This window comes from Streptomyces armeniacus (assembly GCF_003355155.1).
In the GTDB taxonomy this organism is placed as follows: Bacteria; Actinomycetota; Actinomycetes; order Streptomycetales; family Streptomycetaceae; genus Streptomyces; species Streptomyces armeniacus.
The window spans coordinates 6,292,122-6,313,375 of record NZ_CP031320.1 but is presented as its reverse complement, the minus strand read 5'-3'; the positions used below and the strand labels follow the sequence as shown (position 1 = coordinate 6,313,375).

At 74.5% G+C, this 21,254-nt stretch carries 13 protein-coding genes; 11 read left to right on the top strand and 2 right to left on the bottom strand.

Annotated elements, in window-relative coordinates:
* Nucleotides 1–67 precede the first annotated feature (67 nt).
* From infB to DVA86_RS27325, 8 genes are all read left to right on the top strand, one after another.
* The gene (gene infB / locus DVA86_RS27360) at nt 68–3,136 is read left to right on the top strand and encodes a translation initiation factor IF-2 (RefSeq protein WP_208882295.1); all 3,069 of its coding nucleotides are present in this window, start codon (nt 68–70) and stop codon (nt 3,134–3,136) included.
* Between the two features lie 113 nt (nt 3,137–3,249).
* Entirely contained in the window at nt 3,250–3,549 is a 300-nt protein-coding gene (locus DVA86_RS27355) for a DUF503 domain-containing protein (protein WP_208882293.1), read from the top strand.
* A gap of 20 nt (nt 3,550–3,569) precedes the next feature.
* Nucleotides 3,570–4,088, top strand: a complete 519-nt coding sequence (rbfA, locus tag DVA86_RS27350) for a 30S ribosome-binding factor RbfA (RefSeq protein ID WP_208882291.1) — start codon at nt 3,570–3,572, stop codon at nt 4,086–4,088.
* Entirely contained in the window at nt 4,085–5,023 is a 939-nt protein-coding gene (gene truB / locus DVA86_RS27345) for a tRNA pseudouridine(55) synthase TruB (RefSeq protein WP_208882290.1), read from the top strand. The genes rbfA and truB overlap by 4 nt, the downstream gene beginning before the upstream one ends.
* A gap of 304 nt (nt 5,024–5,327) precedes the next feature.
* Nucleotides 5,328–9,071 carry a trypsin-like peptidase domain-containing protein gene (locus tag DVA86_RS27340; RefSeq protein WP_208882289.1) on the top strand — a complete coding sequence of 1,248 codons (3,744 nt, stop codon included), beginning with the start codon at nt 5,328–5,330 and terminating at the stop codon, nt 9,069–9,071.
* A 136-nt stretch (nt 9,072–9,207) separates the two neighbouring features.
* The gene (locus DVA86_RS27335; RefSeq protein WP_208882287.1) at nt 9,208–10,164 is read left to right on the top strand and encodes a bifunctional riboflavin kinase/FAD synthetase; all 957 of its coding nucleotides are present in this window, start codon (nt 9,208–9,210) and stop codon (nt 10,162–10,164) included.
* Nucleotides 10,165–10,446: 282 nt separating this feature from the next.
* Nucleotides 10,447–12,516: an ATP-binding protein gene (locus tag DVA86_RS27330; protein ID WP_208882286.1), complete on the top strand. Its 2,070-nt coding sequence runs from the start codon at nt 10,447–10,449 to the stop codon at nt 12,514–12,516.
* A complete protein-coding gene (locus DVA86_RS27325) occupies nt 12,513–14,039 on the top strand; it encodes an ABC transporter substrate-binding protein (protein ID WP_208882285.1) in 1,527 nt (508 codons plus the stop codon). Before DVA86_RS27330 ends, DVA86_RS27325 begins: the two co-directional genes overlap by 4 nt.
* 53 nt (nt 14,040–14,092) lie before the next feature.
* On the opposite strand, the gene DVA86_RS27320 is transcribed toward DVA86_RS27325, so the two are convergent.
* Nucleotides 14,093–17,143: an SCO5717 family growth-regulating ATPase gene (locus tag DVA86_RS27320; protein ID WP_208882283.1), complete on the bottom strand. Its 3,051-nt coding sequence runs from the start codon at nt 17,141–17,143 to the stop codon at nt 14,093–14,095.
* Between the two features lie 795 nt (nt 17,144–17,938).
* On the opposite strand from DVA86_RS27320, the gene DVA86_RS27315 reads away from it, so the two are divergent.
* Both DVA86_RS27315 and DVA86_RS27310 read left to right on the top strand, forming a co-directional pair.
* Nucleotides 17,939–19,111 carry a pyridoxal-phosphate dependent enzyme gene (locus tag DVA86_RS27315; RefSeq protein ID WP_245997236.1) on the top strand — a complete coding sequence of 391 codons (1,173 nt, stop codon included), beginning with the start codon at nt 17,939–17,941 and terminating at the stop codon, nt 19,109–19,111.
* Between the two features lie 83 nt (nt 19,112–19,194).
* A complete protein-coding gene (locus tag DVA86_RS27310; RefSeq protein WP_208882282.1) occupies nt 19,195–19,596 on the top strand; it encodes a DnaJ family domain-containing protein in 402 nt (133 codons plus the stop codon).
* A 163-nt stretch (nt 19,597–19,759) separates the two neighbouring features.
* Here the strand turns inward: DVA86_RS27310 and DVA86_RS27305 are convergent, their stop codons facing one another.
* Nucleotides 19,760–20,242 (bottom strand): hypothetical protein, encoded by a 483-nt coding sequence (locus tag DVA86_RS27305; protein ID WP_208882280.1) that lies wholly within the window; start codon nt 20,240–20,242, stop codon nt 19,760–19,762.
* 165 nt (nt 20,243–20,407) lie between these two features.
* On the opposite strand from DVA86_RS27305, the gene DVA86_RS27300 reads away from it, so the two are divergent.
* A complete protein-coding gene (locus DVA86_RS27300; protein ID WP_208885234.1) occupies nt 20,408–21,238 on the top strand; it encodes a nitrilase-related carbon-nitrogen hydrolase in 831 nt (276 codons plus the stop codon).
* Nucleotides 21,239–21,254 lie beyond the last annotated feature (16 nt).

The window sequence follows — 21,254 nt, the reverse complement described above, 5'->3', positions numbered from 1 at the left end:
TGAGTACGCCCATGCATAAGTAGCGAAGGTCCGGCGGACACCCAACCCCGGACCGTAAAGGAGCGAAGTGGCTAAGGTCCGGGTATACGAGCTCGCCAAGGAGCTTGGGGTGGAGAGCAAGGTCGTCATGGCCAAGCTCCAAGAACTTGGTGAATTCGTCCGTTCGGCGTCCTCGACGATCGAGGCGCCTGTGGTACGCAAGCTGACCGACGCGTTCGACGCAGGCGGCGCCGGTGGCGCTGCCAAGAAGTCCGCCGCGCCCAAGCCGGGCGCGAGTGCGGCACCGAAGAAGCCCGCCGCGCCCAAGCCGGGTGCGAGCGCGGCACCCAAGCCGGGCGCCCCGAAGCCGGGTGCGCCCAAGCCGGGCCAGACCCCGGCGCGGCCCGCGGCGCCCGAGGCGCCGACTCCGCCGCCGGCGGCCGAGGCACCCAAGCCGGACGCGGCCCCGCGGCCCGGGCCGAAGGCGCCCGCGCCGAAGCCCGCGCCCGCGCAGCCCGCGAGCCCGGCGAAGCCCGAGTTCACGGCACCGCCCGCCGCCACGCCGAAGCCCGGTGCCCCGAAGCCGGGTGCTCCGAAGCCCGGCGGCCAGGGCGCCAAGCCCGGTGGCCAGGGCGGTCAGGGCGGCGGCCAGCAGGCCCCGAAGCCGGGCGGCGGCCGTCCGACCGGCCCCCGTCCGGGCAACAACCCGTTCACGTCCGGTGGTTCGACCGGCATGGCACGTCCGCAGTCGCCGCGTTCCGGCGGTGCGCCGAAGCCCGGCGGCGGTCGTCCGCCCCAGCCCGGCCAGGGTCAGGGGCAGGGTCAGGGCCAGGGCGGCCCGCGTCCGCAGGCTCCCGGCGGCGGCCGCGCCACTCCGGGCAACATGCCGCGCCCGCAGGGCGCCGGCGCCGGCCAGGGCGGTCCGCGCCCCGGCGGCGGCGGTGGCAACCGCCCGAACCCGGGCATGATGCCGCAGCGTCCGGCCGCGGGCGCGCGTCCCGGTGGTCCGGGCCGCGGTGGTCCCGGTGGTGGTGGCGGCGCACGTCCCGGCGGTGCCGGCGGCGGTCGTCCCGGCGGCGGTGGCGGCGGCTTCGCCGGCCGTCCCGGTGGCGGTGGCGGCGGTGGCCGTCCCGGTGGTGGCGGCGGCGGTTTCGCCGGCCGTCCGGGCGGTGGCGGCGGTGGCCGTCCCGGTTTCGCGGGACGTCCCGGCGGCCCCGGTGGCCGTGGCGGCACGCAGGGTGCGTTCGGCCGTCCCGGCGGTCCGGCGCGTCGCGGCCGCAAGTCCAAGCGGCAGCGCCGCCAGGAGTACGAGCAGATGCAGGCGCCGTCGGTAGGCGGCGTGATGCTGCCGCGCGGCAAGGGCGAGACCGTCCGGCTGTCGCGCGGTGCCTCGCTCACGGACTTCGCGGAGAAGATCAACGCGAATCCGGCGTCTCTCGTCCAGGTGATGCTGAACCTCGGCGAGATGGTCACCGCGACCCAGTCGGTGCCGGACGAGACGCTGAACCTCCTCGGCGAGGAGATGAACTACGTCGTCCAGATCGTCAGCCCGGAGGAGGAGGACCGCGAGCTGCTCGGGTCCTTCGACATCGAGTTCGGCGAGGACGAGGGCGGCGAGCAGGCGCTGATGCCGCGTCCGCCGGTGGTGACCGTCATGGGCCACGTCGACCACGGCAAGACGCGTCTGCTGGACGCCATCCGGAAGACCAACGTCATCGAGGGTGAGGCCGGCGGCATCACCCAGCACATCGGCGCGTACCAGGCGTCGACGTTCTTGAACGACGAGGAACGGAAGATCACGTTCATCGACACCCCGGGCCACGAGGCGTTCACCGCCATGCGTGCCCGCGGTGCCAAGTCGACGGACATCGCCATCCTCGTCGTCGCGGCCAACGACGGCGTCATGCCGCAGACGGTCGAGGCGCTGAACCACGCCAAGGCCGCCGAGGTGCCGATCGTCGTCGCGGTCAACAAGATCGACGTCGAGGGCGCGGACCCGACCAAGGTGCGCGGTCAGCTGACCGAGTACGGGCTGGTGGCCGAGGAGTACGGCGGCGACACCATGTTCGTCGACATCTCCGCCAGGCAGGGCGAGAACATCGAAGCCCTGCTGGAGGCCGTCGTCCTCACCGCGGACGCCGCGCTCGACCTGCGGGCCAACCCCGACCAGGACGCACAGGGCATCGCGATCGAGGCGCACCTCGACCGCGGCCGCGGCGCCGTGGCCACCGTGCTGGTCCAGCGCGGCACGCTGCGGGTCGGCGACACGATGGTCGTGGGCGACGCCTACGGCCGGGTGCGCGCGATGCTCGACGACAAGGGCGAGCAGATCAAGGAGGCGACGCCCTCCACTCCGGTGCTGGTGCTGGGTCTCACCAACGTCCCGGGCGCGGGTGACAACTTCCTGGTGGTCGACGAGGACCGGACGGCCCGTCAGATCGCCGAGAAGCGTGCCGCCCGCGAGCGGAACGCGGCCTTCGCCAAGCGGACCCGCAGGGTGTCGCTGGAGGACCTGGACAAGGTGCTCAAGGCCGGCCAGGTGCAGCAGCTCAACCTCATCATCAAGGGCGACGCGTCCGGTTCGGTCGAGGCCCTCGAGTCCTCGCTGCTCCAGCTCGACGTCGGCGAGGAGGTCGACCTGCGGGTCCTGCACAGGGGCGTGGGTGCGGTCACCGAGACCGACATCGACCTGGCGACCGGCTCCGACGCCATCGTCATCGGCTTCAACGTGCGCGCCGAGGGGCGTGCCACGCAGCTGGCCGACCGCGAGGGCGTCGACGTCCGGTACTACTCGGTGATCTACCAGGTCATCGAGGAGATCGAGGCGGCCCTGAAGGGCATGCTCAAGCCCGAGTACGAGGAGATCGAGCTCGGCACGGCGGAGATCCGCGAGGTCTTCCGCTCGTCCAAGCTCGGCAACATCGCGGGTGTCCTGGTCCGTTCCGGCGAGGTCCGGCGGAACACCAAGGCGCGGCTGCTGCGCGACGGCAAGGTCGTCGCGGAGAACCTCAACATCGAGGGTCTGCGGCGCTTCAAGGACGACGTCACTGAGATCCGTGACGGCTTCGAGGGCGGTATCAACCTCGGCAGCTACAACGACATCAAGGTCGACGACATCATCGCGACGTACGAGATGCGGGAGAAGCCCCGCGGCTGACGCGGTGCGGACGGTACGGCGCGGCCCCGGCCGTGCCGTACCGGCCTTCCGGTGCCGGTCGGCGGAGCGGAAACTCCGTCGATCGGCTCCGGCGTTCCACGTACGATCACCGGGTGTATGTGGGGACTCTTTCCTTTGACCTCCTGCTGGGCGATGTCCATTCGCTCAAGCAGAAGCGGTCCGTCGTCCGTCCGATCGTCGCCGAGCTGCAGCGCAAGCACGCGGTGAGCGTGGCGGAGGTCGGTGAGCAGAATCTGTACCGCAGGACCAGGATCGGCCTGGCGGCGGTCGCGGGGGACGTAGGGCACGTGACGGATGTGCTCGACCGGTGCGAGCGCATGGTCGCCGCCCGGCCGGAAGTGGAACTGCTGTCGGTACGGCGGCGGTTGCACGGCGACGAAGACGATGAATGAGCGGGACAGGAGACGGACCAGTGGCCGACAATGCGCGGGCGAAGAGGTTGGCTGACCTCATCCGTGAGGTGGTCGCCCAGAAGCTCCAGCGGGGTGTCAAGGACCCGCGGCTGGGCTCGCACGTGACGATCACGGACACGCGGATCACCGGTGACCTGCGGGAGGCGACCGTCTTCTACACGGTGTACGGCGATGAGGAGACGCGGGAGCAGGCCGCGCAGGGGCTGGAGAGCGCCAAGGGAGTCCTGCGTTCCGCGGTGGGCGCGGCGGCCGGGGTGAAGTTCACCCCGACGCTGTCCTTCGTGGCGGACGCGGTGCCCGAGAACGCCAAGCAGATCGACGACCTGCTCGCCCGTGCGCGCGCCTCCGATGAGGAGGTGCGCAAAGCGTCGTCCGGCGCGGCGTACGCGGGGGATGCGGACCCGTACCGCAAGCCGGCGGACGAGGACTCGGAGGAGGAGGACGCGGACGCCGGGGCGGCAGCGGACGCCGGGACGGACGGCGGCGCGGCGGGCCGTGGCGAGGACGCGGCTGAGTGAAGCGCGGCAGTCCGTACGAGCCCGGCGGGCTCGTCATCGTCGACAAGCCCGCCGGCTACACCTCCCACGACGTGGTCGCGAAGCTGCGCGGCATCGCCCGTACGAAGCGGGTGGGGCACGCCGGCACGCTCGACCCCATGGCCACCGGCGTGCTGGTGCTCGGGATCGAGCGGGCCACGAAGCTGCTCGGGTTCCTGGCGCTGACGGAGAAGGAGTACGTCGGCACCGTACGGCTCGGGCAGACCACCGTGACCGACGACGCCGAGGGCGAGATCACCGCCTCGCGGGACGCCTCCGGCGTGGCCCGGGAGGGGATCGACGCGGGCGTCGCGGCGCTGACCGGCGAGCTGATGCAGGTGCCGTCAAAGGTCAGCGCGATCAAGATCGACGGCAAGCGCTCGTACAAACGCGCCCGTGACGGCGACGACTTCGAGATCCCGGCGCGGCCGGTGACGGTCTCCTCGTTCGCGGTGCACGGAGTGCACGAGGAGCGGGCGGAGGACGGCACGCCCGTGGTCGACGTGCTGGTGTCGGTGGTGTGCTCGTCGGGCACGTACATCCGGGCGCTGGCACGCGATCTGGGCGCCGGGCTCGGCGTCGGCGGACACCTCACCGCGCTGCGGCGGACCCGTGTGGGCCCGTACGGGCTGGACACCGCCCGCACCCTGGAGCAGCTGCAGGCGGAGCGGGACGAGGGCGACGGGCTCTCGCCGCTGCCGCTGGCGGACGCGGCGTCGGCGGCGTTCAGCCGCTGGGACGTGGACGCGCGGCAGGCGGGGCAGCTGGCCAACGGCGTGCAGATCGCGATGCCCGCACTGGCGGAAGGCGGCGCTCCGGTGGCCGCGTTCGGGCCCGACGGGCGCTTCGTGGCGCTCGTGGAGCCGCGCGGCGGACGGGCCAAGAGCCTCGCCGTCTTCGTACCGCCCAAGGACTGAGCACCCGGACTGCCCGCCCCCGGACTGAGGGCCGCCGGGTGGCCGCGCGCGGGGGTGGGAGGCCGTCCGCCGTGGGGCGGCTGCCTGCGGTGAGTGGTACGGGCGGGGCAACCGACCCACGGCCCCCCTCCTCGGCCCCTTTGTCTCTCTATCCACTCAACGACAAAGTTTCACCCCAACGAGCGGGCGCGCGGAGTGAATTGGCGGCGCAGTAGGGGGCGCGTTCGCTCTGCGCACTGTTCCTGCTGATCATCCGCGGCCTAACGTCGGAGCACGGGGCCGGTCCGGCGGGGAGGTTCGGGCAATGGGTGCGGCGACGGCGGAGACCGCGCTGGTACGGATCTGCGACCTGGCAGGGCGCGAACGCGGCACCGGCTTCGCCGCGGACACCCTCGGCACGCTGATCACCAGCCACGAGGCCGTGGACGGCCTCAGCAGGGTCGTGGTGCACGCGCCCGGCGAGCGCACCTGCCTGGTGGAGAGCGCGCACATCACCGCGTTCCCGGAGTGGGATCTGGCGCTCGTGCACACGGAGGGCCTGGGCCTCACCCCGCTCGTGGCGGGCGCCGAACGGGCCCGTCCGGAAGGGACTCCGGTGCGCCTGTGGGAGGGCGGCTGGCTGGACGCGCGCATCAGCGGCAGCACCTCCGCCACGTACACCTCGACCGAGTGCTTCCACCCGCTCGACGACGTCATGGTGCTAGACCTCCCGCAGGGCGCCGCCGCCCGGCTGCGGCTGAGCAGGCGGGCGTCCGGCTCGCCCGTGCTCGACGCCGCGACGGGAGCGGTGCTCGCCGTGCTCGGGACGGCGCTGCACGCGCCGAGCGGCGGACGCGGTGCCGGGTTCGCGGTGCAGCCCCGTACGGTGGCGCCGCTCGAGCCGGCCGGGCCGCTGGCCCGGCTGCTCGTGCGCAACGGCGCCACCGTGCCCGGCTTCGGCCCCGACCTGAACCTCGCCGGCACGCTGCGGCTCACCGCCACCTCCGTGGGGCCAGTCGCGGACGGTGCGCGGCGGCCGGTCGTACGGCCCGAAGTGGCGGACGAGCTGCGGTCGTTCGGGGACAGCGAGGCGTCCGTGACAGCGCTCGTCGGCGACCCCGGCACCGGCCGTACGACGGAGCTCGCCGCGCTGGCCGCCCGCCGCTCCCGTGGTGTCACGCCCGCGCCGAGCGTCTGGCTGCGCGGCGCGGACCTACGCGCGGACGACGCGAGCGTGCGGGAAGCGGTGGGCCGCGCGCTGACGGCGGCCGGCCGTAACGTGCAGCCCGGCGGCGACACCGGCGCACAGCACGGGCCCGAGGGGCGCGTGAACGCCGACGTGGTGGCGCGGCTGGCCCGGGACGCGGGCCGCTGCCTGCTCGTCCTCCTCGACGCGCCGGAGGAGATGCCGCCGCGGCTGGCGCACGATCTGCGGCGGTGGACGGCGGGCACGTCGGGCTGGCTGCGGGCGGCGGGCGCGCGGCTGGTCTTCGCGTGCAGGCCGGAGTTCTGGGAGCGGGCGGGCGCGCTGTTCCCGGCGGACATGCTGTACGTGCCCGGCGGGGGAGCGGCTTTCGAGGCGGAGCCGGGCGGTGGTGTGGAGCCGGGCGGTGGTGTGGAGCCGGGCGGTGGTGTGGAGCCGGGCGGTGGTGTGGAGCCGGGCGGTGGTGCGGTGCCGGGCGGCGGCGCGCGGGCGCGCAGCGCGGCGGTGCTGCCGGCCTGTATGCGGATCGGCGACCTGCCGCCGCGGCAGGCGGCGCGCGTACGGGCGTACCACGGGCTGCCGGACGGCGTGGCGGCTCCGGCCGACGCGGGCCACCCGCTGACGGTGCGGATGCTCGCGGAGATCCGCGCCGCCCAGCAGCAGGGCGACGCCCCGCCGGAGCAGGAGGCGGCGGAGCAGCAGGCGCGCGCGGCCGACGCGGCTTCCGGGGAGTGGTTCGCGGCGCCGCCGTCCCGTGCCGAGGTGTTCGCCGCGTATCTGGACCTGCTCGCCCTGCGCGTCGCGGTGCGCCTCGGGCGTACCGCCCGCGCGCCGTCGGGTACGGCGGTGCGGCGCCTCGCCGTACGGGTCGCGGGCCAGCTGCACGAGGCGGCGCGGCGCTGTCTGGGCCCCGGCCAGGGGGCGCTGGACCGGGAGGGCTTCGAGGAGCTGTTCCCGCGCGGGGGCGGCTGGGCGCAGGCGGTGCTGGCCGAGGGAGTGCTGATGGCCGCCGGGGAGGCGTACCGGTTCGCGGACGAGGAGTTCGCCGAGTGGCTGCAGGGCCGCCACCTCGGGCTCGGCGCCGCGCTGGAGTCCCTGGTGCGGCCCGCGTACGGGCGTGCCGCGCCGCCGCCCGTCACGGTGCCGCGGCACCGTATCGGGCCGGTGGTGCAGGCGTTGCTGCAGAGCGCGGACCGTGCGGGGCCGCGGACGCTGGCCCGGCATCTGCACGGGCTGGTCCGCGCGCTGCCCGGCCCGTCCGACGACGCCCCGGAGGCCGCGGACGCGCCGGACGCCGCCCCCTTGGCGTCCGGTGCAGTCGTACCCGCCGGGTCCGCCGCACCCGCCGAAGCCGAGCGGGCCTGGTGGGCCGCGCACCTACTCGGCGAGACGCTGCTGCGTCTGCCCGATGCCACCCCGTATCTGCACGTGCTGCACGCCCTCGCCGACCACATCGCCGAGTGCGGCGGCACCGACGACTTCGGCCCTTGGTTCTGGCGCCGGCTGCCCCTGCGCACCGCCGACCGGATCGGGCTGCTGCGCCGCCTGCTGCCCACGGACGCGCCGTACGGCAGTGCCGGCCCCGGCGGCCGGCATCTGGACGCCGCCGGTGAACTGCTCGCTGCCGAGCCGCACACCGTACGGCCGCTGCTGTGCACCTGGTTCGACGACGAGCGGCCCCTCGCCGCGCCCTCCGGCGCCGCCGCCTCCGGGCTGACCGTGGCGGGCGCCGCCCTCGCGCTGCTGTACACGCACCGCAGGCCGGACACCGACACCCTCGTCGAGACGCTCGCCGGCGCCGCGCACCCCCGCGCCGCCGAGCTGCTCGCCGAGCTCGCCCGCGACGAGCCCGCCGCCCTCTGCCGCGCCGTCGACCGCTGGGCGCAGGACGCGCGCCGGGAGCGCCGGGCGGCGGCCGCGACGTACGGGCTGCGGGCGGCGCGGCACGCGCGTACGGACACCGACCGCGAGCTGCTGCGGCTCGCCGCGCTGGAGCTGCTGCGCCGGCCCGGCGACCGTTCGCTGGACACGGCGGCGCTGGCGCTGCTCGTACGGGACCCGGAGAGCCGGGCCCGGCACCTGGACGAGGCCCTCACCCACTTCGCCGACACCGGCGCGTCCGCGCTCGCGAGCGCGCTCGGTGTGGCGCTGGCGACACATCCCGAGCAGGTGCTCGCCGCGTTCAGGGACCGGTTGCGCGGCCCGGACGCGGGCCCCGCCGAGGTGCTGCGCGCGCTGGCGGAGCTGCCGTGCCCGTGGAACTCAGCCGTACGCGCGGCCGAGTTCCCCGGGCAAGGGCACGGGCCCGGTACGGGCCACGGCCCGGCCGCGCGGCTGGCGGTGCTGCTGCGGGAGCACGCGGACCTGTGGCCGGAGGCCGCGGCCGGTGCGGGCGAGGCGGTCGCCGCGTTCGTACGGCGCAGGCTGGATCAGGGCGCCGCCGCGCGCGGCGTGCTGCTGCCGCTGACCGACGAGGTGGCGCAGGCCCGTACGGCCGCGCTGCGCCTCCCGCCGGCCCGCGCGCTCGGCGCGGGCACCGGGCCGCTGCGCGACGAACTCCTCGCCGTCCTGCTCGGCCGGGAGCGCGACCCGTACGTGCTGGACGCGGTGCTCGACGCCACCGTGCGCACGCACGGCCCGGCGGTGCACCCGGAGGAGGTGCGCCGTACGGGGCTGCTGATGGTGCGTACGCCGCAGGGCACGGCCGTCTTCGGCCAGCGGCTGGCGGAGCTCGCCGGCGACAGCCCCGGCTTCGCCGAACGGCTGCGGATCTGGACCGCACAGGACCCGGCCGCATGGTCGCCGCTGACCGGCCCCGGCGCGCTCGGGCGGCGCGGCGCGTCCGCGCAGCGGGCGGGCGCGTAACCGGCCTCCGTACGGTGGCGGCCGCCTGGTCCGCACCGCTATACCGGGTCCCGTGTGGGAACGGTGCAACGCCATGGCACCCTTGGACCGGCAGACCGGCACCGTCCCATCGGGTTTTCAGCGAGGAGCAGGCAGAGTGCAGCGCTGGCGTGGTTTGGAGGACATCCCTGAGGGCTGGGGGCGCAGCGTCGTCACCATCGGCTCGTACGACGGGGTGCACCGCGGGCACCAGCTGATCATCGGGAAGACGGTGGAGCGCGCCCGCGAGCTGGGGATTCCGGCGGTGGTCGTGACGTTCGACCCGCATCCGAGCGAGGTCGTGCGCCCCGGCAGCCACCCGCCGCTGCTCGCGCCGCACCCGCTGCGCGCGGAGCTGATGGCGCGGCTGGGGGTGGACGCGGTGCTCGTCCTGCCGTTCACGCAGGAGTTCTCGCAGCTGTCGCCCGCCGACTTCGTGGTCAAGGTGCTCGTCGACAAGCTGCATGCCCGTACGGTCGTCGAGGGCCCCAACTTCCGCTTCGGGCACCGGGCGGCGGGCACCGTCGAGTCCCTCGCCGAGCTCGGCGGGACGTACGACTACGACGTGCTCGTCGTGGACCTGTACGAGCGGGGCGCGGCGGGCGGCGGCGAGCCCTTCTCGTCCACGCTGGCCCGGCGGCTCATCGCCGAGGGCGACGTGACCGGCGCCGCCGAGGTCCTCGGCCGGCCGCACCGCGTGGAGGGCGTCGTCGTACGCGGCGCGCAGCGCGGGCGCGAACTCGGCTTCCCGACCGCGAACCTCGAAACGCTCCCGCACACGGCGATCCCCGCCGACGGCGTCTACGCCGGGTGGCTGACCGCGGCGGGCGAGGCGATGCCCGCGGCGCTGTCGGTCGGCACGAACCCGCAGTTCGACGGGGTCGAGCGGACGGTGGAGGCGTACGCGATCGACCGGGTCGGACTGGACCTGTACGGGCTGCACGTCGCGGTCGACTTCCTCGCGTACATCCGCGGCCAGGAGCGGTTCGACACGCTGGACGCGCTGAAGCGGCGGATGGCGCGGGACGTCGAGGAGTGCCGCGCGCTGGTCGCGGCGGCGGACGACCCCTCGTAGCCGACGCGGCCGCGGCCACCCCCCAACGGCCGCGCGCCGTCTCGCGTCGCCTCGTGCCGCCGGGGGCGCGTACCGCTTCATCCTCACCGTGCGCCCCTGAATGCACCCGCGCGCTCGTATGCGCCCCCGCACGCTGGTGAAGGCGGGATGACAGCGCGTTCGGGAACTGCCGTCAAAGCCTTGTGCCGAGAGGGAGTTCACCTCTTGGATATACGGGGCGCACGCGGTGGCTCACGACCCGTCACGTCGCCGCGGGCCGAGTCGTTCGCACTGGGGGGTGCTGTGGCGGGAGAGCTGGAACTGGCCGGGAAGTCCGAACGGGACCGGGCCATCCGGGAGTTCGTACGGACGCGGCTCGTCCGCTCGCCGGAGGCCGGCCCGTTGGCCAGCGTGCTGCTGCTCGGCCCGCGCGGCAGCGGGAAGACCACGCTGCTCGGCCACCTCGCGGAGTGGGGCCGGCTCGCGCCGCTCGCGCACGTGGACCTCGCCGCGCGCGGACGGCACGGGGCGAAACCGCTCGACGTCCTGACCCGGCTCGTCTTCCAGCTCAACGAGAACAAGCGGGACTTCCCCCGGCTCACCTTCCCCACCTGCGGCCTGCTGCTCATCGCCGTGTCCACGCGGGTCGACCTCTCCAGCCGGGAGCGGGCCGTGCAGCAGCTGCGCGAGGCGCTGGAGGCGCCGCGCGGCCAGCGCGGTGACCGGCTGCAGGGGGTGCTGGAGGCGTTCGCGGAGGCGGCGGCGACCGTCATGGGCGCGCCCAACTTCGCGGTGGCGCCCGCCCTGCGGCTCCTGCCCACCAGCATGGGCGCCCGCGGCGTCAGCCTCGCCACCCGGCAGCGGCTCGCCCGGATCCGACGCCAGCAGGGCGGCCGGCCCGTCAACGACTTCATCGTCAACCTCAACATGCTCTACAACGACCGCGAGAGCGCCGAACGGGAGCGCGCCGAGCAGGTCCTCTTCGACGCGTTCGTCGCCGACCTCCAGCAGGCGTACGGCACCCGCTCCGCGCAGCGGAAGCGCACCACCAACTGCCTCCTGCTGCTCGACAACGCGGACAGCCCGCTGGGCGGGCAGTTCCTCGAACCGCTGCTGCGCGCCCGGGAGAAGGCCGAGTGCCGGGACCCGCTGCTGGTGCTCGCCACCGCCGCCTCGCGCCCGGAGGCGCTGGTACGCCGGGAGCAGTCCGGGCCGCCGCACTCCGGCGCGTATCTGGCCTGCTGGGAGAAGGACCGCGAATTCCAGCCCGTACGGGTGGACAGCGTGCTGCACGTGGGCCAGCTCCGCGACCTCTACCAGCGGGAGGTCAACAAGGAAGCCGAGGAGATGCTGCGCCGCGTGCCCGTCGACGCGCCCATGCCCGAGACGGACGACGGCGTTCAGTGGCTCGGCTGGCTCGTGCGCGAACTCACCCGCGGCCAGCCCGCCGCCACCGCCGCGCTGCTCGACGCACTACGCGCGCAGACCGGTGACGACCCCTGGGACGAGCGGCTGCGCAGGCTGTTCACGCCCCAGCTGGTGCGCGACATGCTCGACCGGCTGCTGCCGATGGGCACCAGCGTCGAACTCCGCGCCATGCTGGCCCGCGCGGCCGCCGCCGTACACCTCGGCCAGGCCGGCGCGGCACGCGAGCTGTGGCGCGACGCGAGCGAGGCACTGGGCGCCGACTTCGCGCTGTTCTCCGGCGACCCGCTGCGCACCATGCACCTGGCCACCGGCGACGAACTCACCGACGGCCCGCACGAGACGCTCCACCCCGTGCTGCGCTTCCTGCTGCTGCGCGAACTGGCGCAGGCGGACACCACCGCCGACACCTGGGACGTCGCGCACACGGCGCTCAGCCTGCGCGCAGCCGCCCGTATCGAGGAGGGGCACGAGGCGGAGAGCTGGGCCGTGGCCTACCACGACCTGGCCTCCGGCCATCTGGAGGCCGCCGCCACCCACCTCGACGGCTGCTTCACGCGGATGCCGGCCGAGGAGTGGTGCAGGGGGCTGTGCCGGCTGCGCCGCGCGCCCGTACGGACACCGGGCGGCGGGCTGGCGGGGCCGCCGCGGCAGCAGTTCGAGGCGCTGGTCCGGTTCCTGAACGATCCGGAACGGCCCCGGGACCGGCGCATGAAGGCCGTGACGCGGCTGCTCGCGGCGAGCTGGATCGCCCCGGAGCCGCGCGATGACCAGGCCACCGACCGGGTGGGAGATCCGTACCGGAACCCGCTGGGGGATCCGTACGCCGAGCTGTACCCGGACATCAGGGAGGAGTTCCTCACGTTGCGCGCGATGGTCGATGACGAGGCGGACCGGCATGTGTTCCTGCGGAAGTCGGAGCAGTACAAGAGGCGGCCGTGGTGGTGAACGGAGCTGACGGAGACGTCCTGCCCGTACCGCGCCCGGCGCCGCGCTGGAAGCTGCGGACAGCGCTGGCGCTGGCGGTGGTCGCCGCCCTGGTGGCGGGCGGGCTGAAGGCGTACGACGAGTGGTTTGTGCAGTGCGCGGACGGCGTACGGAAACGCGGGCCGGACGACGAGTGCATCGGCGTGACGGACGGCGCGCACCACTTCGACAAGTCGCTGAAGGGTGTGATGGAGCGGATCGAAGAGGCGAACAAGGAGGTCGAGAAGTCCAAGAAGCCCTGGGTCAGCATCGGCTACGTCGAGCCGATGACGCTCGGCCCCGGCGACAAGGGACGCGACAGCATCCGGCAGGAGCTCGAGGGCGCGTACCTCGCGCAGCGGGAGCTGAACGACCCGAGCGGCGGCCACGGCGACACCCCGCAGATCAAGCTGCTGCCGGCCAACCCCGGGCGCGGCTCCGGGCAGTGGGCCCCGCTGGTCGACCAGCTGGCCGGCATGACCGACGGCAAGCATCCGATGGTCGCGGTGGCCGGCTTCGGCCAGAGCCTCCACACGACGAAGAAGGCCGTCGAGGAACTGCGGAAGCGGAAGGTGCCGATGGTCGGCTCCACCGTGACGGCGGACCAGCTCAGCGATCCCGAGAGGCTGGGGTTCTTCCGCGCGGTGGCGCCCAACTCGGACCAGACGTCGGCGATGGCGAAGTACCTCAAGGGCCTCCAGCGCGGGAAGAAGGACTTCCGCATCCAGGTCATCAAGGACCGCAACGCCGACGACATCTACAGCGCCTCGCTGCTCCGCGGCTTCGACAAGGCCGTCAAGAAGGCCGGGCTCGAACTCGACACCATCGACCTGCCGTTCGTCTCCCGCGGCGAGGCCGTCCCCAACTCGCTGGAGGCCGTCGCGGACAAGCTGTGCGGCCAGCCCGAACTGCCCGACGCCGTCTACTTCGCGGGCCGCGGCCGGGACATGAAGGGGTTCATCGAGTCCGCCGCCGCCACGGGGCGGCCCTGCCCGGTCACCGTCTACTCGGCGGACGACACGATCGGCCTCTTCTTCGACATCCCGTGGCGGAAGAAGACGAACGAGTACGAGAAGTTCCTCAAGAGCTGGGAGCGCAGCGAGATCCGCATCAAGTACACCGCCCTCGCGCACCCCGACGCGAGCCCCGACGTCTATCCGGGCGGGAAGGCCAACCCGTTCGACGCCTTCCGCGACGCGTACGCCGAGAGGTTCGGCGGCGTACGCGACCTGCTGAACGGGCAGGCGATGCTCGGCCACGACGCCGTGCTCGCCGTGGGCACCGCCATCCGCGACGCGGCCGGACAGGACGGCCGCGGGAAGGTCAACAAGGACTCTGTGCGGGAGCTGCTGGTGCAGATCAACGGGCGGCACGCGCTGGCCGGAGCCAGCGGGAAGATCGACTTCGACGACGCGGGGAACCCGCGGAACAAGCCGCAGCCGCTGGTGGAGCTGCGGCCGCGGACGCGGGACGAGCATGAGTACCTGCGGGTGCTGACGCCCTGAGACACCGCGGGCGGGCGGGCCCGGCCACCGGACCCGCCCGCCCGCGGGGTCGCCTACGGCTGCTGGGGCGGCTGCTGCGGCCAGCCGCCCTGCTGCTGGCCTGGCTGCTGCGGCTGCTGGGGCTGCTGCGCGTACGGCTGCTGCTGATACGGCTGCTGGCCCTGCCCGGGGACGTACGGCTGGCCCGGCACGGACTGGCCCGGCAGCGGAGGCGCCAGCTGCGGCGGCGGGTTGCCGTCCGCCGTCCACAGGCCCTGCTCCTGCTGAACGCGTGAGAAGTCCTCGGCGATCATGGCCGACAGGTTGAAATACGCCTCCCGGGTTCTCGGGCGCATCATGTCGAGGTCCAACTCGGCGCCCGCCGACAGATGTTCGTCGAACGGGATGGTCACCACGCCGCGGCAGCGCGTCTGGAAGTGCGCCACGATGTCCTCGACCTTGATCATCTTGCCGGTCTCGCGCACCCCGGAGATGACGGTGACGCTGCGCTGCACGAGATCGCCGTAACCGTGTGCCGAGAGCCAGTCGAGGGTGGTGCTTGCGCTGCTGGCGCCGTCGACCGACGGCGTCGAGATGACGATCAACTGGTGCGCGAGGTCCAGCACTCCGCGCATCGCCGAGTACAGCAGGCCCGTACCCGAGTCGGTGAGGATGATCGGGTACTGCTTGCCGAGGACGTCGATGACGCGGCGGTAGTCGTCGTCGTTGAACGTCGTCGACACGGCCGGGTCCACGTCGTTCGCCAGGATCTCCAGGCCCGACGGAGCCTGTGAGGTGAACCGGCGGATGTCCATGTAGCTGTTGAGATACGGGATCGCCGTCACCAGGTCGCGGATCGTGGCGCCCGTCTCGCGGCGCACGCGGCGGCCCAGCGTGCCCGCGTCCGGGTTGGCGTCGATCGCGATGACCTTGTCCTGGCGCTCGGTCGCCAGCGTGGAACCGAGCGCGGTGGTCGTCGTGGTCTTGCCCACGCCGCCCTTGAGGCTGATCACCGCGATGCGGTAGCAGGACAGGACCGGGGTACGGATCAGCTCCAGCTTGCGCTGCCGCTCCGTGTCGTCCTTCCTGCCGCCGAACCGGAAGCGGCCCCCGCCGCGCGCAGGGTTCTGCGAACGCGGCTTCTTCTTGTCGCTGAGGAGCCGGTCCGAGGACAGCTCGACCGCGGCGGTGTAGCCGAGGGGGGAACCATCGCCGCTGTGCGACTGGCGGCGCGGGTCCGGGGACTGCTGCTGGGACTGGGGCTGGGGCTGCGGCGGTTGCTGCTGCTGCGGGGGCGGCGCCTGCGGAACGTTGGGCGCGTGGGGCTGCAACGCCTGGCCCGGGTTCTGGCCGCCCTGGCCCGGCGGGAGCTGCTGCGGGTAGCCCGAGCCGCCGTGCTGCGCGGAGGCGTTGGGCTCGATGGCGCCCGGGGCCTGCTGCTGGTGCTGGGGCGGTGCGGGCTGCCGGCCGTGCTGCTGGCCGCCGTGCTGCTGAGCGGGGGGCTGGCCGGGCTGCTGCGGCTGCGCGGGCTGCGGGAAGCCGTAGCCGCCGGGCTGGGCGGGCGACAGCGCCTCCGGTTGGCCCTGACCCTGGTGCTGGCCCTGCGCGGGCGGGAACGACTGCGGGTAGCCGTAGCCGCCCTGCCCGGCCGCGGGCGGCTGCGCCCCGGACTGGCCGGGTTGCGGGAAGCCGTAACCGCCGGGCTGTACGGGCGGCTGGCCGGGCGTCTGGGGCGCCTGCTGACCGGGTGCCTGCTGTGCCTGCTGCCCCGGCTGGCCCAGTGCGAACTGGCCCTGCGCGCCCGGCTGTTCCGGGTGCCCGCCCTGGCCGCCCTGCGGTACGGCGGGCGGCAGCGGTGCGCTGCCCGGCACGGTGCCGTGTCCGCCGGCGGGGAGTGCCGGCTGCCCGTGCGGAGCGTCCTGGGCGGGGCCCGTGCCGGCCGGCGGCACGGGCGCACCGGGACCGTGCTGCGGTGCGGCCGGCGGGGCCTGCTCCGCGCGCTGATCCGGTACGGCCGGTGCGGCGGCGTCGTGCGCGGCGTCCGGCGCGGTGAGCCACGGGGTGCCGGGAGGCGGCGGAGCGGGCTGCGCGTCGGCGGCCTGCTGCGGGTTCGCGGGCTGGAAGTCCGGCGGCAGCGGCGGGAGTCCGCCGGGCGGCGTGCCGGCGCTGCCGGGCGCCGCCGGCCACGGAGCCGCCTGCTGCGGTGTGGACGACAGCGGGTGCGCCGGTGGCGTGTCCCGCGGCTCCGGCGCGCCCTCGGCGGCGCCCGCGGGCGCCGCGTCGTCCACGCGATCCGCGCCCGGCACGTGGCCCGGCGGTATGGCGTCCTGCGGGACGGCGTCCTGAGGCTCGGCGTCCCGTGGCCCGCCGACTCCCGGAACCGAACCGGAATCCGGCGTCGGGGACTTGGTGCCCGCGTCGGCGCCGTCCTCCGTCACTCCTTCGGGGAATGCTTCGGGGCCCGCGTCCGCGGCGGTCCCGGCCTTCCCGCTCGCCGTCGCGCCGTGCGAGGCGGCGGCGGAGCCGCCGGAGTCCGGGGCGTCCGGGTCCGGGTCGCCGGCGCCGTCCAGGTCGTCGGAGGCGGCAGCCGTACCGCCCTGGTCCGCGCCGTCCCCCGGGCCGTCCGGCTCGCCGCCGTTCCTGAAGCGGGAGATCTCCTGGCGCAGTGAGGCCGAGGAGAAGCGCACCGTTTCGGGGCTGTCGACCGTGCCGTCCGGCGTGCTGGCCCCGGGCCGTGCGCCGCGCGCGTCGGTCTCACTGCCGGCGGGCGCGCCGTCCGGCTCCGAACTCCCCTCGCCCGAAGCGGTTTCCGAGGTATCCGGCGAATCCACCGATGCGGGCGCTTCGTCCGACTCGTCCTTCTCCTCGCCGCCCAGTGGCAGCGGAGCGCTCGGGAACGCGGCGTCCGCGCCCGCGGAGGCGTCCCGGTCCAGGCCGAGTGGAGCCACGGGTTCGCCGCGGCCGTCCGTGGCCGGCGAATCCTGCGTGTACCAGGCCGGAGGCGTGTAGTCGATGGTGAACTGGCCCGTCGTTTCCGTCTCGTGCTCGGACTCAGCTTCCGCATCGAGCCGATCGGTGGCGGGCGTGCTGCCGCCGACGCGGATCTCGTCCCGATCGCTGCTCACTGTGCCTCCTGCTGATGTGGTCGTACACCCCGGTTTGCGGCTGGGCGTACTCTCCCAGCCTAATCACCCCAACGCAGGACACGGCCAGCCGTCCAGCCCCGGAAACGCGGCGGCACGATGCTGCACGACCCAACCGGAACCCAAACCGGAGGAAGGCCGCGATTCAGTCTCGGCCACCCGTGCTCCGGCACCGGAGGGGTCCGCCGATTCGCACCCGCGTGCAGTGCGTCATGCGTACAACGGCATAGTAGTTGCCCCGGTCTCCCCACAGCCATGACCGCAGTCACCGCAGCCGGACAGGGAGGGCGCCAGCGGATGTCGGAGCCACCACCCGCACGGCCGTGGCCGCCTCAGCCGGGACCGCCACCGCACCGGCAGCCCCCGCCGTCCGTACCGCCCCAGCAGCCCCTCCCTGTCCCGCGCCGCCCCCTGCCGCACCCGCCGTGCCCCCGCTCAGCCCTCGCGGTTCCCCCCCTCCGCCGCCTCCCCGTCGTCCGAGCCGGCGCCGGTCCGCCCCGCCACCCAGCCCGCCACGCCGCCCCACCCCAGCAGCCAGCTCCGCCGTGGCCGCCCCCACTACGACCGTGGGTTATGGGGGTACGGGGTCCGAGGGGGCGGTGTGCGCCAAGAGAAAGGATGGGCCCACTGTTTTTGTTTAGTGCTGCGGCATCCACCGAGATCTCCGCCTAGGCCTTCGTCGGCAGCGTCGGATGTGTATAAGGGACGGGGGCAGGGGTCGTGGGGGTCGTGAGGCGACTGCGACCTCCGGTGCCGGGCCGTGGCACCGTGGGGCGTGTGGTCACGAATCCCCTAACCCAGTCCCCGTCGCCCGGCCCCGGGCACCCGCCCGCGTGGTACGCGCGGCCCGCCGCGCGGGCCTGGCGCTGCGCGCCGGCACCGCCCGGCGTGCGCCGCTTCCACGCCGGGCTGCCCGCCTACTCGCCCACCCCGCTCACCGAACTCCCCGCACTCGCCGACGAGTTCGGGGTCGGCCGGGTGTTCGTGAAGGACGAGTCCGAACGGCTGGGGCTGCCCGCTTTCAAGGCGCTCGGCGTGTCCTGGGCGGTCCACCGGATCATGGAAGAGCGCGCCGACGACGGCACCCCGTTGCGTTTCGTCACGGCCACCGACGGCAACCACGGCCGCGCCCTCGCGCGCGTGGCCTGGCTGCTGGGCCGGTCCGCGCACGTCTTCGTGCCCGACGGGGTGCATCCGGCGGCCGTGGCGGCGATCGAGGCGGAGGGCGCGGAGGTCACGCGGGTGGCCGGGCCGTACGACGAGGCGGTACGGCGCGCCGCGGCGGCGGTGGACGCGACCGCGAGCGACGCGGGCACCCGTACGGGCGACGCGGACGCGCCCACGGCGGTGCTCGTGCAGGACTCCGCCTGGCCGGGCTACGAGCGCGTGCCCGCCTGGATCGTCGAGGGCTACTCGACGCTGTTCGCCGAGGTCGACGACCAGCTGCGCGCGGCCGGCGCCGCCCCGCCCGGCCTGGTGGCCGTGCCGGTGGGCGTGGGTTCGCTCGCCCAGGCCGCCGTCACCCACCACCGCGACCGCACCCGTACGGCCGGACCCGCCGCGTCCCTGCTGGCCGTCGAGCCCGAGGGCGCCGCCTGCGTGCTGGCGAGCCTCACCGCCGGGCGCCCCACCGTGGTGGACACCGGCAGCACGGTGATGGCGGGCCTGAACTGCGGCACCCCGTCCAGCACGGCCTGGCCCGTGCTGCGCGACGGGCTGGACGCGGCGGTCGCGGTGACGGACGCGGAGAGCGTACGGGCGGCACGCCAACTCGCCGCCCTCGGCGTCTCGTCGGGCCCGTGCGGCGCCGCGTCGCTGGCCGGTGTACGTGCCGCGCTCGGCGCCGGGCGGGACGGCGGCGGGGAACGGCGCGCGGCGCTGGGTCTGGACCGCGACGCGACGGTCGTACTGCTCAGCACCGAGGGCTCCGAGGCGAACCCGGCCACGTAGGGGGCCGGGCGGCGGATCTTTATAGTACCGCTGTACCATAAAACCGGTGGCGTGAGAGGTCCGCGAAGCGAGAGGGGTACGTCATGACGGAGCGCAAGCCGCCCGGCCTCGACTTCGAGAGCTGGGTCGACCGGCAGATCCGCGAGGCCGCGGAGCGCGGCGACATGGACGACCTGCCGGGCGCGGGCAAGCCGCTGCCGGGCCTCGACAAGCCGTACGACGAGCTGTGGTGGGTCAAGGAGAAGATGGAGCGCGAGGGCCTGTCGTACCTGCCGCCGACGCTCGCCCTGCGCAAGGAGGCGCAGGACGCGCTCGCCGCCGCCCGGCAGGCGCCCACGGAGGACCGGGTCCGGCGGATCATCGCGGACGTCAACGAGAAGATCCGCGCGGCGATCCGCCACCCGCTCGAGGGCCCGCCGCTCAACCTGTCGCCGTACGAGGTGGAGGACGTCGTACGGGACTGGCGCGAGCGGCGGGGGCGTTGACCCGTACGGGCGGCACGGCCCGTACGCGCGCCGCGGCCCGGGCCGTACGTCGCTGCCGCACGCGCGGGAGTGACGACACCGCGGGTGCGGGGCGTACGGCCGCCGGCCCTCGGCACGGGTCCGGCGCGCGGACGCGGACCGGCGCGCGAACGCGGACCGGCGCTCAGAGGCGGCCGCCCGTCATCCGGGTCAGCGGGCCGGCACGCCGCAGCGCGGCACGGCGGCCCGCGTGGAAGGAGCCGGCGCCGGCCGCCAGTACGCCCGCGGTGACGCCGCCGACGAGGATCTTCCGCGCCCGTACGGCCGTCCAGGCCGCGGTGGCCGCGGCCTTCGGGTCCTCCACCCTGGCGAGTTGGGGCACCTTCGCGGTGAGGGCGCGGCCCCGTTCGGCCGCGGCCGTACGCAGGCGTGCGGGCGTCGGGCCGGGGGCCGCGCCGTTCTCGGCGCGGTCCTGCCCTGCGCGGTCCTGCCCTGCGCGGTCCTGCCCTGCGCGGTCGGCGCCGCCCTTCGCCGCGCCGCCCTTCGCCGCGCTTTCCTTCGCCGCGGCACCCTTCGCGGCACTCTTCGCGCCGCCCTTCGCCGTGCCGCCCGTACGGCTGCCGGTCTTCGGCTTCGCATCCGTCGCATTCGTCGTGTCCTCAGCCATGGACCTCGTGTAACCGCGCCGCGCGGCCCGAAACACCGCGCCCCAACCGGCCCGTACCCGCAACCGCGTTGTCCGGCGAGCAACTCGCCTTGCCGCGCCCGCGGCGTGCCAGTAGAACCGCAGCTCCCGGAGACCGAAGGCACGAGCGAAGAGGGGTGGTTGGCGGTGCGGATCGCGCTGGCGCAGCTGGACTGCGTACTGGGGGACGTACAGGCGAACGTGGACAAGGCCAGGTCCGCCGTGAAGGAGGCCGCGGGCCGGCGGGCCGACGTGGTGATCTTCCCCGAACTGAGCCTGCACGGCTACGCGTTGGGCTCGGTGCCCGGCGACGAGTCGATCAGCACGGAGGACGTGCGGCTGGCCGAGCTGTCCGGCTACGGCCCCGACGTGCTCGTCGGGCTGTACGAGGACGGCCGTCTGCGCCGCTACAACGCCGCGAGCTACGTCGCGTCCGGCACCGTGCTGCACACCCACCGCAAGCTCTACCTGCCCAACTACCTCGACTGGGAGGAGCGCAAGCACTTCAGCCCCGGGCACGCCCTGCGCGCGTTCCCCACCCCGCACGCCCGCGCGGCGACGCTGATCTGCAACGACGCCTGGCAGCCCGTACTGCCGTGGCTGGCCGCGCAGGACGGCGCGGAGATCCTGTTCGTGCCGACCAACAGTGCGGCCGGGATGGCGCCGGGCGCCATCGACACCGCCGTGTACTGGCAGGACCTGCTGCTCAACATCGCGCGGCTGCAGCAGTGCTGGGTGGTGTTCGTGAACCGGGTCGGGGAGGAGGGCAAGGCGTCGTTCTGGGGCGGTTCACGCGTACTCGACCCCTGGGGCACGGTCGTCGCGGAGGCGCCGCGCGACGCGGAGGCGCTGACCGTCGTGGACGTCGACGTGAGCGCGGTGCGGCGCCGGCGCCGGGAGATGCCGCTGCTGGAGGAGCCGCGCTTCGGGCTGGTGAGCCGGGAGGTGGGGCGGTTGATGCAGGAGGGCGTGGACTGAGAGCAGGCCGTACGGT

Bases quoted from the DNA above. Each gene is read 5' to 3' on its own strand.
- DVA86_RS27310 (WP_208882282.1), top strand. From the start codon at position 19,195: ATGACGGAGCGCAAGCCGCCCGGCCTCGACTTCGAGAGCTGGGTCGAC.
- DVA86_RS27305 (WP_208882280.1), bottom strand. From the start codon at position 20,242: ATGGCTGAGGACACGACGAATGCGACGGATGCGAAGCCGAAGACCGGC.
- DVA86_RS27340 (WP_208882289.1), top strand. From the start codon at position 5,328: ATGGGTGCGGCGACGGCGGAGACCGCGCTGGTACGGATCTGCGACCTG.